The sequence below is a fragment of the Agrobacterium fabrum str. C58 genome (genome assembly GCF_000092025.1).
Taxonomy (GTDB): domain Bacteria; phylum Pseudomonadota; class Alphaproteobacteria; order Rhizobiales; family Rhizobiaceae; genus Agrobacterium; species Agrobacterium fabrum.
This window is the reverse complement of sequence record NC_003062.2, coordinates 342,469-357,721: the sequence shown is the minus strand read 5'-3', so window position 1 is coordinate 357,721 and position 15,253 is coordinate 342,469. Positions and strand designations below refer to the sequence as shown.

Genomic DNA, 15,253 nt, shown 5'->3' with positions numbered 1-15,253 from the left:
AAAAGTTGTAGACGGTATCTCTCAATCACCGCCAAATAACAAGGCTTAGAAAAAGCCTCCGCATTCTCCGGACGTAAAACCGCTACGCAGTTTTACTGGAAATGCTTCAAGCGCTCAAAGCTTCCTTGAGCGGCTTCACCAGATCGAGCTTCTCCCAGGAGAAGGAACCGTCACGACCAGCCTTGCGGCCGAAGTGACCGTAAGAAGACGTCTTGGCGTAGATCGGCTTGTTGAGATCGAGATGACGGCGGATGCCCGACGGCGACAGGTCCATGACCTTGCGGATCGCGGCTTCGACCTGATCTTCGCTGACCTTGCCCGTGCCGTGCAGATCGACATAGATCGACAGCGGCTGGGCAACGCCGATCGCATAGGCGATCTGGATCGTGCAGCGCTCGGCAAGGCCGGCAGCCACGACGTTCTTGGCGAGATAGCGGGCGGCATAAGCGGCCGAACGGTCGACCTTGGTCGTGTCCTTGCCGGAGAATGCGCCACCACCATGGGGGGCAGCACCGCCATAGGTGTCGACGATGATCTTGCGGCCGGTCAGGCCGGCATCGCCATCGGGACCGCCGATGACGAACTTGCCCGTCGGGTTGATATACCACTGGCAATCGTCAGCGATCTTCAACTCGCCCAGAGCCTCGCGAATATAGGGTTCGACGACCTCACGGACCTTCTTCGAGTCCCAGCTGGCATCGAGGTGCTGCGTGGACAGAACGATGGATACGGCTTCCGAAGCCTTGCCGTCGACGTAACGAACCGTCACCTGGCTCTTGGCATCGGGGCCGAGCTTCGCCGCTTCGCCTTCGCCGCTCTTGCGGGCGGTGGCCAGCAGCTGCAGGATGCGGTGAGAATAATAGATCGGCGCCGGCATCAGGTCCGGCGTTTCCTTGCAAGCGTAACCGAACATGATGCCCTGGTCGCCAGCGCCCTCGTCACCCTGCTTGTCGGAGGCATTATCCACGCCCTGCGCGATATCGGCCGACTGCGGATGCAGCAGAACGTCGATCTTGGCGGTCTTCCAGTGGAAACCATCCTGTTCGTAGCCGATGTCGCGGATCGCCTTTCGGGCGGCGGACTTGAACTTGGAAGGGTTGATGACCGGGTGGCCGGCGGCGTCCTTGACGACCTTGCCGTCCTTGTCCTTCTTCAGAAGCGTGTCGGGAACCCGAACCTCACCGGCGATAACAACGCGGTTGGTCGTCGCAAGCGTTTCGCATGCGATGCGCACGGTCCATGGGTCAACGCCCGTCTTGGCCGCCTCACGGTAAATAAGATCCACGATTTCATCGGAAATACGATCACAAACCTTGTCCGGATGACCCTCGGCCACGGACTCGCTGGTGAACAGGTAATTGGCACGCATGCGGGATTCCCCTCAAAGAATGGTCTTGGAGTTTGTTAGTCATTTCGGCCGCGAAAAACAAGGACACAACCACATAAATATATCTTTATGTGAGAATTCCTTTCTAATCGGACACAAAAAAACGGTCCTTGCGGACCGTTGAGTGCCCGGCATCCCGTGCCGGAAATTTTGCGCTGCGCAGGCTGCTTACTCGGCGTCGCCTTCGGCGGCGAGCGCCTTGACGAGATCGACCAGGCGACGGCGAACCTTCGGGTCGGCGATCTTCACGAAAGCCCGGTTCAGCTGCAAACCTTCAGCCGAGGACAGAAAGTCGACCACATAATTGGAACTTGAGGCTTCGGCCATGCCAGAGGTGCCGCCGACCTGATCACCAGGCGCATCCTCGAAGAAAAAGGAAACGGGCACATTGAGGATCCCGGAAATATTCTGGAGGCGACTGGCGCCAACGCGGTTCGTGCCTTTTTCATATTTCTGGATTTGCTGAAAGGTAATTCCGAGACTTTCCCCCAGCTTCTCCTGGCTCATTCCGAGCATGGTTCTACGAAGGCGAATTCGGCTTCCGACATGAATGTCGATGGGGTTAGGCTTTTTCTTATTCTCGGTCATCATGCGGTCCTGACACTCGGAAAGGGTTGATATCTCGTTTCACTACTATTCGAAGAAATGAGTCGGCAATTCGACAGCGTCTAAACTTGTTTTACGACTGACGTATTCACTATGCAATTACAGGGGTTCCCGGTCAATTCTGGCGCCGAGCAAAACTCAAGGCGGGAAATACCGCAACGATCATCAAGATTGAAAAAATCAACCAGAAATACGTCCGATGTGTGTCGTAAGTAAATGCGTCATTAGACCCACCACTCAAAGTGGCGTCAAGAATTCCCACCCGACCATAGTCCAGCCCGGCAATAATGCGGCCATAGGGGTCTATGACGGCGGAAATTCCGGTATTGGCGCCGCGAATCACCGGCACGCCCGTCTCAACGGCGCGTACCCGTGCCTGCAGAAAATGCTGGTAGGGACCGGGTGTATCACCAAACCAGCCGTCATTCGTCACATTTAGGATCGCCGCCGCCCCCTGAAGGCCCGGCGTCATCTCACCCGGGAAAATGATCTCGTAACAGATCAGGGGATAGAAAGTCTTGCCTGAAGGGAGCGTGAGCGGCGTGCGCGACGAGGCGGCGGAAAAGCCACCCGGCAGGGCAATGACATTGTCGATGCCGAATTCCCGCAGGATGCCTTCAAAGGGAACGTATTCGCCAAAGGGCGTCAGATGCACCTTGTCGGTCGCGCCGATGATCTCGCCCTGGCTGTCGATCGCATAGACCGAATTGTAATAACGGGGCGGCCGGCCGGCTCCCTGATCTTCCATCCTGACGGCGCCGGTGAACAGCACCTGGCCATCCTCGAGCGTACTGGCGATTTCCGCGAGCGCATCCGGATTTTGCGTCAGGATGAACGGCACGGAGGTTTCCGGCCAGACGATGATGTCGGGGCGTTTTTTCCCTTCGCCCGGCGGCAGGGCCGACAACCGCAGGTGCTCTGCGAAAATCTCGGCACGGTCAGTATTCAGCATCTTGCGGGATTGATCGATGGCCGGCTGCACGATGCGGACGGTCAGGGCGTCTGCCGGCGTCTCCGCTGGTGTCTGCAGGCGGTAAAAGCCATAACCGAAGTGGGCCGCAAGCAATAGGCCTGCCAGCGCCAGTCCTGGTCCCATGCCTTTTTTCGTACCGATCAGCGCTGGTGAAGCGAAAATGAAAACCGCCAGCGTCGTGATGCTGAGAAGACCGAGCAAGTGCGCAGACTGCATCATGATCGGGATGGGCATGATGCCATAGCCGATGGCGTTCCAGGGAAAGCCGGTCGCGAGGAAACTGCGCAACCATTCCGAAACGCCGAAGGCGGCGGCAAGCGCCGCAATGCGACCAAGGCCGTCCGACCAGAGGAGATTGGCGGCCGCGACGGCAAAACCGTAAAACAGCGCCAGCAGTGCCGGCAGACCGAGGATGGCGAGCGGCAAGGCCCAGGCGAATTCATCCGCTTCCAGTAGAAGAGCATTGCCCAGCCACCACAGGCCTGCCACGAAATAACCAAACCCGAAACACCAGCCGATGCCGAAAGCCGGCAGAATGCGGCTGAAGAGACCACCACCCGGCTTGCCGGTGCAGCCGTCCACGAGCCAGACAAGCAAGGTGAAAGAGAAAAAAAGCGCTGCGAAAAAGCCGAATGGAGGCAAAGCGAGCGCCCCGACAGCACCCGCAGCAATCGCCATCACTGCGCGGCTCATGCCGCCGGCCAGCATTACCCTGCCTGCAAGACGCTCCATGCCATCTCCGTTTATGCGCGTCTGGAAAAGCCCGCTCCCGGCAAGGCCGCGCCACGGAATTTCCCCTCAAACCCGGCGTAAAGGAAAAAAGATTCGCAGTCCACAGGTGGGATCGCGGCGGCGGTCTCCTGCGGCCTTTTGGTCGTTCCAACCTGCCGAATCTCCGTCTTGAGATAAAGGTGACGGGGGCTCCCCTGTCACCTTTTCTAGTCGGCGTTCTGCTGGTGCGTGATCAGGCGAACATCGGGCGCGGGCAGTGCGATAACCCCGTCGGCTTCGCCGGGAGCCTGGTCGTCCTGCCCTTCCGAGCCATGATCACGAACGATACGGACGCCCTTGATACGCCGGCTATCCGCGTCGAGAATCTGAAACTCGAAACCGGGCACAGCCCTGACCACCTCGCCCTTGGCCGGAATGCGGCCGAGCGCGAAAAAGATGAGGCCGCCGAGCGTATCGATTTCTTCCAGATGTTCGCGCACGTCGAATTCGGGCCCGATCACCTCGGCAAGTTCGGTGAGTTCCGCGCGGGCATCCGCGACAAGCACATCGGCGGAGAGACGCGAAAACATCGCCTCGTCCTTGTCGTGCTCGTCATCGATATCGCCCACGACCATCTCGACGATATCCTCGTGGCTGACGAGACCGTCCGTGCCGCCATATTCGTCGATGACCAGGGCCAGCTGCGTTCTCTGTGCCTGCATCGTCTTCAAGAGGTCGGAGGCAAGCATCGAGGGTGGTGCGAAGAGAATTTTGCGCACGAGGCCGGCATCGGCGACCGTCTGCTCGAGATCGACCCGCGCCAGATCGAAATTCGGACGTGGTGAGCGCGTTGTTGCCTTCACCTCGCCATAAGCGACGCTGCGCGAACCCGCGCGGCGTTTGTTACGGGCCTGCTTGGCGACATAGGCCAGCAGATCGCGGATATGGATCATGCCCTTGGGATTATCCAGCGTCTCATCGTAAACAGGCATGCGGGAGCGCCCGGTTTCTTCAAACAGGATCAGCGCTTCGCCGATCGTCATGTTCTGGTCGAGACCGTCGATATCGACCCGTGGGATCATGATATCTTCGACCCGAACTTCCCGGAAACGCAGGATATTGTTGAGCATCGCCCGCTCTTCAGGCGAAAAGGCGGCACCGATTTCGGTGTCAGCCATCAGCGCGTCGGTCAGATCCTCACGCAGGCGCTCGCCCTGTGACGGTTTCAGCAACCGCCCTATGCGCGACCAGATCGTCGATCTCGGCTTTGCATGAGAGTCGTTCCGTAAGTGACTACTGCCCTCCTCCGAAGAGGACTGCTCGCCGTTTTCTCTGCCCTCATTGGCAGGTCGTGCAGAATGTTCGTTCATGGCTCCAGACAATATTTAAAGCGGCTCCTGACCCGCGTAGGGATCAGATAGGCCAAGCACCGCCAAAATGCGAGTCTCAAGCGACTCCATTTCTTCCGCTTCTTCCTCGTCCATGTGGTCATAACCAAACAAATGCAGGAACCCATGAACGAGAAGATGGGTCAGATGATCCTCGAAACTCTTGTCAAGTTCAAGAGCCTCGCGTTCAACCGTCTCGCGAGCGATGACGATATCGCCCAGCATCGGGCCGGGCATTCCGCCCGGCTCCAGCGGAAAAGCGGGGAAAGACAAGACATTGGTCGCCTTGTCCTTGTCGCGCCATTCGGCGTTGATTTCCCGGATATTTTCGTCATCGGTGAAGACCAGCGACAGTTCGACCGGCATTTTCGGGAAGGGTTGCTCCTCTTCCCGTTTCAGAAAATCGACCGCCGCATTCAGCACCTTGGTGGCAAAGGCAGCCAAGTTCTCTTCCGAGGACCAGCCTTCGGCCTCAACGCTGATTTGAATATCCAGAGCCGCCATTGTCTTTACGTCAGTTGCCCTTCGGAAGGCTCTCATCCGGCACCGCCGTGTGGGATTCGTAAGCCCGCACGATGCGCGCCACCATCGGATGGCGCACGACGTCGACATCCTTGAAGCGCACGACGGACACACCTTCCACCTCGGGGAGGATTTGCAGGGCCTCGACAAGACCGGACTTCACGCCACGCGGAAGATCCACCTGGCTCGGGTCACCGGTCACGATCATGCGGCCGTTCTCACCAAGACGGGTGAGGAACATCTTCATCTGCATGGTCGTGGTATTCTGGGCTTCGTCCAGAATGACGGCGGCGTTGGCAAGGGTACGACCACGCATGAAGGCCAGCGGCGCGATTTCGATGACGCCCGCCTGAATGGCACGCTCCACCTTGTCGCCCGGCATCATGTCATACAGCGCGTCGTAAAGCGGGCGCAGATACGGATCGACCTTTTCCTTCATGTCGCCGGGCAGGAAGCCAAGACGCTCGCCCGCTTCGACGGCGGGGCGTGAGAGGATGATACGGTCGACCGCGCCACGTTCCAGAAGCTGTGCGGCATGGGCCACGGCCAGATAGGTCTTGCCAGTGCCGGCGGGGCCGACGCCGAAAACCAGTTCGGACTGCTCCAGCGCCCGCATATAGACATCCTGCGTCGGCGTGCGGGCAGCGATGGTCTTCTTGCGAGTGGAAATCTGCGCCATGGAAATCTTGGCCTTGCGCTCCATCGTCGGCAAGGTCAGTTGGTCGTCAGCGGCCATTGCCATTCGGATAGCACCTTCCACGTCGGAGGCCTCGGCGGTTCCGCCCTTGAGCAGACGTTCATAGAGGAAATCCAGCGCACGGCGGGCCTGATTGGTGGCGACAACATCGCCAGTGATGGCGACGGAGTTGCCGCGCGGGCGGGCGTCGATATTGAGGCGCTGCTCCAACAGCTTCAGGTTCTGATCGAACTGACCGAATAGCTCTCCCGCTATCCTGTTATTCTCGAACGTGAGGACGAAGTGATTGGCGTCGGTCGCGGCTTGGCGTGGCTGGCGCGATGGATTTGATACCAATTCGTGTGCGTTCAAGCGGTCAGGCTCCTGTCCCAATCAGTGTCGGCTCCTCACTCTAACTCCCTGCCACCTCGGCAAACAAGCTGTTTGGACCCGTTGCGGTGATTCGTACATTAACAATGTCACCGATTTTCAACGTCTTTGCATCAAGATTCACGGATTGCAGCCACGGAGAGCGACCTATCAACTGCTCAGGCATGCGGCCGGGCTTTTCCAGCAACACATCCATGGTTTTTCCAACGAGCGATTCCGCAAATTCCTTCTGCTGCCGCAGCAACAGGGCCTGCAATCGTTCCAGCCGCTCGGCCTTCACGTCTTCCGCCACCTGGTCCGTCAGGTCCGCCCCCGGCGTGCCGGGACGAGTGGAATATTTGAACGAAAAGGCCTGTGCGTATTTCACCGTCTCGACCATCGCCATCGTATCTTCGAAATCGCGATCAGTCTCACCGGGGAAGCCGACAATAAAATCCCCCGACATGGCAATATCAGGGCGGGCGGAGCGGATTTTCTCGATCAGCTGGATATATTCCTCACCCGTATGGCGACGGTTCATCGCTTTCAGGATGCGATCCGAGCCGGACTGCACCGGTAGGTGCAGATAGGGCATCAGGATACGCAGGTCGCGATGGGCGCCGATCAGGCGGTCATCCATGTCGCGCGGGTGGCTGGTGGTGTAGCGCAACCGTGCAAGGCCCGGAATTTCGGCCAGCCTGTAGAGCAGTTCGGCCAGACCCCATTTTTCGCCCTTGGGGCCTTCGCCCTGCCAGGCATTGACGTTCTGGCCAAGCAGCGTGATCTCGCGCACGCCGGCATCCACCAGTTTCATCGCTTCATCGACGATCTGGCGAACGGGGCGCGACACTTCAGAACCGCGTGTATAGGGTACGACACAGAAGGTGCAGAACTTGTCGCAACCTTCCTGCACCGTCAAAAACGCCGTGACGCCACGCGAGCGCAGCGTCGCCTTTTCGGCAACCGGTAGATGCTCGAACTTGTCCTCGACCGCATATTCGGTCTCGATGACGCGCTCACCGCGGCGCACGCGCTTCAGGGCGTCAGGCAGGCGGTGATAGGTCTGCGGGCCGATCACGACATCGACGGCGGGCGCACGGCGAAGAATTTCCTCGCCTTCCGCCTGCGCCACGCAGCCGGCAACGCCGATCATGAATTCGCGGCCCTGCTCTTCGCGCGACTTTTTCATGTCACGCAGGCGGCCAAGCGCGGAATAAACCTTCTCCGCGGCCTTCTCGCGGATGTGACAGGTGTTGAGGAGAACCAGATCCGCCTCGCCCATGTCTTCCGTCTGAACGTAACCATCCTTCGCCAGCGCATCGCTCATGCGCACGGAATCGTAGACGTTCATCTGGCAGCCATAGGTCTTGATAAAGACTTTTCGACTGTTAGAGCCTTCGCGGGCGATCATTTGTGGGGCGTCAAGGCCAAGTGTTTCCTGGGTCATGGCGGCTATCTAGTGTTTTTCATAGCCAGATTAAACAGAAAAATGCCGGAAAAGCGAGGATGCCAGAGCAACGGAGCAATTCCGTTGCTCTTGATTTCAGCTTACGCATCCGATTTCCCGAAAACCGCGCACAGTTTTCGGTCCGATGCTCTATTTCCGCCAGCCGCCGCGCAGGCTGAAGGCCAGCATCGAGCGGATGGCAGCGGCAATATCGGTCGCAAGACGCTTGCGATTGTCCGCGCTGTGAAATGGAACGCTGTCGCCAAACGTCACGTCGACATCAATCGCGCCCGCCTTGATGACACCGAGCAGATGCGGCACCAGCGTGATGCTGCCCGGCCAGGCGGCAATGATCCGATGGTAGCGGCCCATGGCCATGCCCTGCACCCGCGTATAGGCGATGGCGACGGGCTGCACGTAAACCAGTTTGCCCGGAACCTGCTCGGCGGCAGTGGAGGCGGCACCGAACAGAGAGGATTTGACGGCCAGCATGCGGTTGCCGTCCGAAGTCGTGCCTTCGGGGAAAAGGACGACGATCTCACCGTCGGCCATGCGGCTGGCGATCTCACCCACCTGCTGGCCCGTGCTGCGCTTCTGCTCTCGCTGGACGAAGATGCTTTTCTGAAGGCGGGCGAGCCAGCCGAAGACCGGCCAGTCACGTACCTCGGTCTTGGCGATGAACACCACGTCGGCAATGCTGCCGAGAACGAGGATATCCTTCCACGAAGCGTGATTGACCGCCAGCATCAGCGGTTTTGCCCGCTCCACCTCTCCATGAACATGGACGCGGATGCCGAGAACGTGACAGGCAATGCGATGCCAGATGCGCGGAATGCGCCGGCGCAGCCGCCAGTCGAAGGCGAGACCCAGAAGTTGCAACGGCAGCAATATGAGCGTCACGATCAGAAGAACGATCGCGATATAGGCTGTCCGAAGCCACATCATGATGGGAACGCCCGCTTGTTCACCGGCGTCTCAGCGTTCTTCGGGTTTCAACGGCACGCCATAAAGTTCCAGTCGATGATCGACGAGCTTGAAGCCGTGCTCGCGGGCGATCTTTTCCTGAAGCGCCTCGATCTCGGGCGAATGGAATTCGATGACCACGCTGTTCTTCAGATCGATCAGGTGATCGTGGTGTTCTTCAGGCACGGTCTCATAACGCGAGCGGCCATCGCGAAAATCGTGACGTTCGATGATGCCAGCGTCCTCGAACAGCTTCACCGTTCTGTAGACCGTTGAAATAGAGATGCGCGGATCCACGGCGGAAGAACGGCGATAGAGTTCCTCGACATCGGGATGATCGGCTGATTCCTGAAGGACGCGGGCAATCACACGGCGCTGGTCCGTCATCCGCATGCCGCGTTCGGCACAAAGCTCCTCCAGCGTTTTCGAAAGGTCTATCACGTCTTCTGGCCTTTTGAGTATTCCGGTTGAATTTCGCAGCTTTCGCCAAAAAATGCCTGTCGCAGGGAACTAGCGAAGATCGCGGCGCATGACAAGCGCCGTCGACTTTGATCCATTCTTGGCCGTGTAATAGGCCTTGCGTTCCGCGACCGTCTTGAAGCCGAGCTTTTTATAAAGCCCCAGCGCAGAGGCATTGTTATTGTCCACCTCGAGGAACATGGTTTCGGCACCGCGCATCATCGCCTCGCGAATGGCCGACTGCATCAGACGCCAGCCGAGACCGGCGCGCGAGAATTTGTCGGACACCGCGACAGTGAGAATTTCCGCCTCACCAGCCACTTCCCGCGCCAGAACGAAACCGCCGAGCGGCTTGCTGAAAAAGGCGTTGGTCTGGCGGGCGACGGCTCCGAAAACCGACCCTTGCGTGAGCAGGCCCGAAAACTCCCCGTCATTCCAAGGACGTGGGAAGCGCAAGGCATGCAAGTCCGCCACCGCGGCGCAATCCTCATGCTGCATCGGCACGATCTCGAAATAGGGTTTCCAGCTCAGGTAATCGTCAAACATCGCAAATATCAGGAATCAGAAACAAGCACTCATGCATGCCGTATCAGGCAACGTCCTGACGTGCCAGCGCAAAACCTGTCTGTGGCCGGGCATCCGGCCCGCGCAGATAAAGCGGCGCGGGTTTTGGTTGGCCTGCCGACTTGCGCGCTCCGGCGCGCGCGACGAAGGCAATCGGGAAATGGTCCGGCCCGGAGCCGGTTTCCTCTCCCGCAAACAGCGGCGCGGCGGAGCCGATGACGGCACCGTCAAAACCGGAAAGGGCATCTTTGGCGTCATCCAGAGACAGAAGCGCCGCCTCGTTGAGTGGTGATCCATCCGTGCCGAATATCTGGAGATAGGTTTCGCCGCGTTTCGCATCGAGCCCGACGGCCACAGGCCGGCCTGGATTTTCGGCCAGATGATGCAGGGCAAGCGTCTCGAGCGTGGTAACGCCGACGGCCTCGACGCCGAGCGACAGGGCAAAACCGCGCGCCGCGGCAACGCCGACCCGAATGCCCGTGAAGGACCCCGGACCGATGGTCACCGCAATCCGCTCGACCTTCTGGAGCGGCAATTGTGCCTGCTGCAGGGCACCGTCGATCACCGCCATCAGCCTTTCGGCATGGCCCTTGCCGATCGTCTCGCAGACCTCGCCGAGCACAGTGTCAGAGGCGTTGTCATAGATACAGGCGGAACAATCCACCCCTGACGTGTCGAGTGCGAGAACAATCATGGTCTGGCTGACAGCATCAAACCGCTTCGACTTCGCGCACTTCGGGCACGAAATGGCGAAGCAGGTTCTGAACCCCGTGCTTAAGCGTGGCAGTTGAAGACGGGCAACCCGAGCAGGCACCCTTCATGTTCAGGAACACCGTACCATCGCGAAAACCGCGGAAGGTGATGTCGCCGCCATCCTGCGCCACGGCCGGGCGAACGCGGGTATCAAGCAATTCCTTAATGGTGGCGACGATGGTTTCGTCACCCTCTTCAAAAAACTCGCCTTCCTCGTCCGAGACTTCGGCAGCAATGGCCGTGCCCATGATCGGCCGGCCGGACATGAAGTGCTCCATGATCGAGCCGAGGATGGCAGGCTTCAGATGCTGCCATTCGGCATCATCCTTGGTGACGGTGATGAAATCAAAACCGAAATAGACACCGGTAACGCCCGGAATCGTGAAGAGGCGCTCCGCCAGGGGCGAAGCCTGCGCCTGCGACGCATTGAGGAACTCCACTGTCCCGCTTTCCAGCACCACCTTGCCCGGCAGGAATTTCAGCGTGGCGGGGTTGGGCGTGGCTTCCGTCTGAATGAACATCGTCGTCTCCTTCGAGGTCGCGGTTCACGCCCCGTAATTTAGAATTCTTCCAAAAATACGCCCGGCGAAGCCACACTTCAAGCCCTGACATGATAATTACATTCAAGAAATCGTCAGTCTTTAAAACCCGTCCGAAACCGGATCAGCAGAGCGCGTCGATTTCCTCATCCGTCAGTGTATCCGGCAAGACGGTGACCGGGATCGGGAAGGCCGCGCCGCGTCCGGCGATGGAGGAGACCAGCGGTCCCGGCCCTTCTTTCGTCGATCCGGCAGCCAGCACGAGAATGGCGATATCGCGGTCTTCCTCGATCAACCCGTGTATCTGCTCGGTGGCGCTGCCTTCTCGAATGACGGATTCCGGCTCAATGCCGATTGTTTCGCGCACCTTCTGGGCGACCTTGGCGAGCGTCGCTTCCGCTTCCTCACGCGCCTCGGCCCGCATGATCTGCTCGACACCCAGCCATTGCTGGAAATCGCCTTCCGGGATCATGTAGAGCAGCACCAGTCCGCCATTGGAGTTCTTGGCGCGACGACCGGCATAATGCACGGCCCTTTCGCATTCCGGTGTGTCATCGATTACAGCGAGAAACTTGCGGCGATGCCCTTCCAGACGCGACAGCCGTGTTGAAACCATTCTGCACTCCCAAAATCCGCCGTGATCCGAAAAACCGCCCGACGGTTCGGGCGGAGATTATATCAAATCACGGCAGGCGCAAACCGCCCGCCGCATTCGCGTGGCAACGGCCTGTCAGCGCAAGAAACCGATGATATCGCGCACCTCGTTCATCGTCTTTTCAGCGATAGTCCGTGCCCGCTCGCCGCCCTGGCTGAGGATGGCGTCAATATGGGTCGGATCATCGAGAAGACGGCGCATCTCGTTGTTTACCGGCGCCAGCACATTGACGGCAAGCTCCACGAGGGCCGGCTTGAAGGTGGAGAACTGCTGACCGCCGAATTCGGCAAGAACATCCGCCTTGGTCTTGTCGGAGAGCGCAGCATAGATACCGACGAGGTTTTCGGCCTCGGGGCGGCCCTTCAGGCCTTCCACTTCGCTCGGCAGCGCGTCCGGATCGGTCTTCGCCTTCTTGATCTTCTTAGAGATCGCGTCGACATCGTCCATCAGATTGATGCGCGACAGATCGGAAGGGTCGGACTTCGACATCTTCTTGGTGCCGTCCTTCAGCGACATGACGCGCGGCGCCGGGCCACCGATCAGCGGCTCCACCATCGGGAAATAAGCGTGCACCGGCTCATCGCCAACCGTGATATTAACGCCCAGACCGGCGTTGCGAATATGGCCGCCGAAATCGATGTTGAATTTCTGGGCGATATCGCGGGCGAGTTCGAGGTGCTGTTTCTGGTCATCGCCGACGGGAACATGCGTGGCGCGATAGACGAGAATGTCGGCAGCCATCAGGCTCGGATAGGCGAGCAGGCCGAGCGAGACCTGTTCGGCATTCTTGCCGGACTTGTCCTTGAACTGGGTCATGCGCTCCATCCAGCCGATGCGCGCCACACAGTTGAAGACCCATGCCAGTTCCGCATGCTGCGGCACCGCGGACTGGTTGAAGACGATATGCTTCACGGGATCGATGCCGGCTGCGATGAAGGCGGCCGCAATCGAGCGGGTCTGCGCCTTCAGGTCCGAGTGAACGAGCTGGGCGGTGATGGCGTGCATGTCGACGACGCAATAGATGCAGTCGTTATCTTCCTGCAGCGCCACGAATTTGCGGATCGCGCCGAGATAATTGCCGAGATGCAGATTGCCGGTCGGCTGGACGCCCGAGAAAACCAGCGGCTTGAATGCGTTCATTGTCGTCCTCGAAAAGGCTTGTGGAGGGCCCCGCCCCGTGTTTGCAATTGCACGCGCGCTTATGCACCCACAGCCCCTCGCAATCAAGCGGTTTCAAGGGCCGTCAACCGCGCGGCTGAAGAAGGTCCCAGCGATTTCCGTAAGGGTCGGCAAAGACCGCGACCGAACCATAAACCTCATGGCGCGGCTCTTCCAGAAAGTGCACGCCGCGGGCAATCATGGTTTCATAGTCGCGAGCAAAATCGTCGGTATGCAGGAAAAATCCGACACGGCCGCCGGTCTGGTTGCCGATGGCAAGCCGTTGCTGTTCGCCATCCGCCTCGGCGAGCAGCAGGGCACCACCCTCGGCGCCTTGCGGCTTGACCACAACCCACCTTTTGCCGTCGTCAAGCGGCTTATCGGAGAGGCACTCGAAGCCGAGAACATCGCAGTAAAACGCCTTTGCCCGATCATAGTTATCCACGACAAGCGTGACCAGCGCGATGCGGCGGTTTTCAGAAAAGGACATCAGCCCACCTCCGTCTCGGCGGTCTTTTTACCGCGCTTGCGCACGGCTCTCTTGACCATGCCGATATCGGCACCGCCAGAAACGAAAGCCAGCACGAAATAGACCAGCATGGCCGTAAAGACGAGGCCCATGATGGTTCCTGCCCGGACGAAGATGGACGAGGCCGACGACAGCTCGAAACTCAGCCAGGTCAGCGCATAATGCACAAAACCGGCCATCAGAGCCGCGGCCAGAAGCAGACGCGGAATGCGGGTCAGCAGCGGAATATCCACATGCCAGTGACCGCGCCACAAAAGCATGCCGAACAGCAAGGCGGCATTGACCCAGCCGGCAGTGATCTCGGCAATCGCAATGCCTGGGCCGCCGAGACGCGGAAACAGCGTCAGTGCCAGGGAGACATTCACAACCACGGAAACCGCCGCGAAGATCATCGGCGTGCGCGTGTCCTCGCGGGCGAAAAAGCCCGGAATGAAGGCCTTGATCAGCACGAAAGCCGGCAAACCCAGACCATAGATACCGAGGATCTGCGCGACGGTGATGGTAGCCGAAGGTGAGAAGTTGCCGCGTTCATAAAGAAAACGAACGATGGGCTCGGCCATGACAAGAAGAGCCGCCGCCGCAGGCAAGGTCAGGAATAATACGAATTCGACCGAGCGGTTCTGCAGACTTCCCGCCTCCACCATGTGCCCGCCGCGCAAAGCGCGTGCAAGTTCCGGCAAAAGCACGGTGGCCACGGCAATGCCGACAACGCCCAGCGGCAGCTGGTAAATCCGGTCGGCATAAGCAAGCGAGGAGATCACGCCCTCGCCGGCTGACGCAATATTGGTGTTGATCAGAAGGTTGATCTGGGTGATGCCGCCGGTGATTGCCGCCGGCAGGGCAAGAACCAGCAGCCGCTGCACATTTTTCGTTAGCCGCGGCCTACGGAGACCGATCCGCATGCCGGCGTTGCGCACGGCGATCCAGACGATGGCGAGTTGCACCAGACCCGCTGCCATCACCCCCCACGAGAGCGCATAACCCACCTGCAGGGGATCGTAATTCTTCCACCATGCCAAGGCGAGCACGCCGATGAGGATGATATTGAGGAAGACAGGTGCGATTGCCGCCGCAAAATAACGGTGCAGCGAATTCAGCATGCCGCCCATCATCGCCGCGAGCGACATGCAGGCGAGATAAGGGAACATGATGGTGGCGAGGCGGACGGTGTTGTCGAACTTCACCGGGTCTTCCAGAAAGCCCGGCGCGATTACCGTGCGCACGATGAACGGCATCGACAATTCCATCAAAATTGTCAGGGCCAGAAGCACGGTGAAGAGAACGCCGAAAACCTCTTCGGAAAAGCGCCTTGCACCCTCCATGCCGTTCGCCTCGATTTCCTTGGCGAAAAGCGGCACGAAAGCCGAGTTAAAGGCGCCTTCGGCAAAAAGCCGCCGGAAGGTGTTGGGAAATCGGAACGCGGCATTGAAGGCGTCAGCCACCGGACCAGTACCGACGGCAGCGGCCATCAGCGTTTCGCGCAGAAAGCCAAAAATGCGGCTGCCGAGCGTGGCGGTGCCAACGGTGGCGAACTTGCCGATCAGACTCATGGGG

At 59.3% G+C, this 15,253-nt stretch carries 16 protein-coding genes; all 16 read right to left on the bottom strand.

The genetic code is table 11. The annotated features are described in order from the left end of the window. Window positions 1-106: 106 nt before the first annotated feature. A complete protein-coding gene (gene metK, locus ATU_RS01740; protein ID WP_006310207.1) occupies window positions 107-1,369 on the bottom strand; it encodes a methionine adenosyltransferase in 1,263 nt (420 codons plus the stop codon). Between the two features lie 186 nt (window positions 1,370-1,555). Next, window positions 1,556-1,975, bottom strand: coding sequence for a helix-turn-helix domain-containing protein (locus tag ATU_RS01735; RefSeq protein ID WP_010970843.1), 420 nt, complete (start codon window positions 1,973-1,975; stop codon window positions 1,556-1,558). Window positions 1,976-2,108: 133 nt separating this feature from the next. Continuing rightward, window positions 2,109-3,698, bottom strand: coding sequence for an apolipoprotein N-acyltransferase (lnt, locus tag ATU_RS01730; protein WP_010970842.1), 1,590 nt, complete (start codon window positions 3,696-3,698; stop codon window positions 2,109-2,111). Window positions 3,699-3,904: 206 nt separating this feature from the next. Then, entirely contained in the window at window positions 3,905-5,047 is a 1,143-nt protein-coding gene (locus tag ATU_RS01725) for a hemolysin family protein (RefSeq protein WP_010970841.1), read from the bottom strand. A gap of 15 nt (window positions 5,048-5,062) precedes the next feature. Then, the gene (ybeY, locus tag ATU_RS01720) at window positions 5,063-5,569 is read right to left on the bottom strand and encodes an rRNA maturation RNase YbeY (RefSeq protein ID WP_010970840.1); all 507 of its coding nucleotides are present in this window, start codon (window positions 5,567-5,569) and stop codon (window positions 5,063-5,065) included. Between the two features lie 10 nt (window positions 5,570-5,579). Next, on the bottom strand, window positions 5,580-6,635 hold the full coding sequence (locus ATU_RS01715; protein WP_010970839.1) for a PhoH family protein: 1,056 nt from the start codon (window positions 6,633-6,635) through the stop codon (window positions 5,580-5,582). A 40-nt stretch (window positions 6,636-6,675) separates the two neighbouring features. Further along, window positions 6,676-8,079 (bottom strand): tRNA (N6-isopentenyl adenosine(37)-C2)-methylthiotransferase MiaB, encoded by a 1,404-nt coding sequence (gene miaB / locus ATU_RS01710; protein ID WP_006310201.1) that lies wholly within the window; start codon window positions 8,077-8,079, stop codon window positions 6,676-6,678. 150 nt (window positions 8,080-8,229) lie between these two features. Continuing rightward, on the bottom strand, window positions 8,230-9,024 hold the full coding sequence (olsA, locus tag ATU_RS01705) for a lyso-ornithine lipid O-acyltransferase (protein WP_006310200.1): 795 nt from the start codon (window positions 9,022-9,024) through the stop codon (window positions 8,230-8,232). A gap of 30 nt (window positions 9,025-9,054) precedes the next feature. Beyond that, window positions 9,055-9,483, bottom strand: a complete 429-nt coding sequence (locus ATU_RS01700) for a Fur family transcriptional regulator (RefSeq protein ID WP_006310199.1) — start codon at window positions 9,481-9,483, stop codon at window positions 9,055-9,057. A gap of 69 nt (window positions 9,484-9,552) precedes the next feature. Further along, complete coding sequence (locus ATU_RS01695) at window positions 9,553-10,047, bottom strand: GNAT family N-acetyltransferase (RefSeq protein ID WP_006310198.1); 495 nt, start codon at window positions 10,045-10,047, stop codon at window positions 9,553-9,555. 43 nt (window positions 10,048-10,090) lie between these two features. Then, entirely contained in the window at window positions 10,091-10,759 is a 669-nt protein-coding gene (tsaB, locus tag ATU_RS01690; RefSeq protein ID WP_010970837.1) for a tRNA (adenosine(37)-N6)-threonylcarbamoyltransferase complex dimerization subunit type 1 TsaB, read from the bottom strand. A gap of 16 nt (window positions 10,760-10,775) precedes the next feature. Next, window positions 10,776-11,339, bottom strand: coding sequence for a NifU family protein (locus tag ATU_RS01685; protein WP_006310196.1), 564 nt, complete (start codon window positions 11,337-11,339; stop codon window positions 10,776-10,778). 142 nt (window positions 11,340-11,481) lie between these two features. Next, window positions 11,482-11,973 carry a universal stress protein gene (locus tag ATU_RS01680; protein ID WP_006310195.1) on the bottom strand — a complete coding sequence of 164 codons (492 nt, stop codon included), beginning with the start codon at window positions 11,971-11,973 and terminating at the stop codon, window positions 11,482-11,484. A gap of 114 nt (window positions 11,974-12,087) precedes the next feature. After that, window positions 12,088-13,152 (bottom strand): tryptophan--tRNA ligase, encoded by a 1,065-nt coding sequence (gene trpS, locus ATU_RS01675; protein ID WP_010970836.1) that lies wholly within the window; start codon window positions 13,150-13,152, stop codon window positions 12,088-12,090. Between the two features lie 103 nt (window positions 13,153-13,255). Next, window positions 13,256-13,660: a VOC family protein gene (locus ATU_RS01670; protein ID WP_010970835.1), complete on the bottom strand. Its 405-nt coding sequence runs from the start codon at window positions 13,658-13,660 to the stop codon at window positions 13,256-13,258. Then, the gene (gene murJ, locus ATU_RS01665; protein WP_006310192.1) at window positions 13,660-15,249 is read right to left on the bottom strand and encodes a murein biosynthesis integral membrane protein MurJ; all 1,590 of its coding nucleotides are present in this window, start codon (window positions 15,247-15,249) and stop codon (window positions 13,660-13,662) included. The genes ATU_RS01670 and murJ overlap by 1 nt, the downstream gene beginning before the upstream one ends. Window positions 15,250-15,253 lie beyond the last annotated feature (4 nt).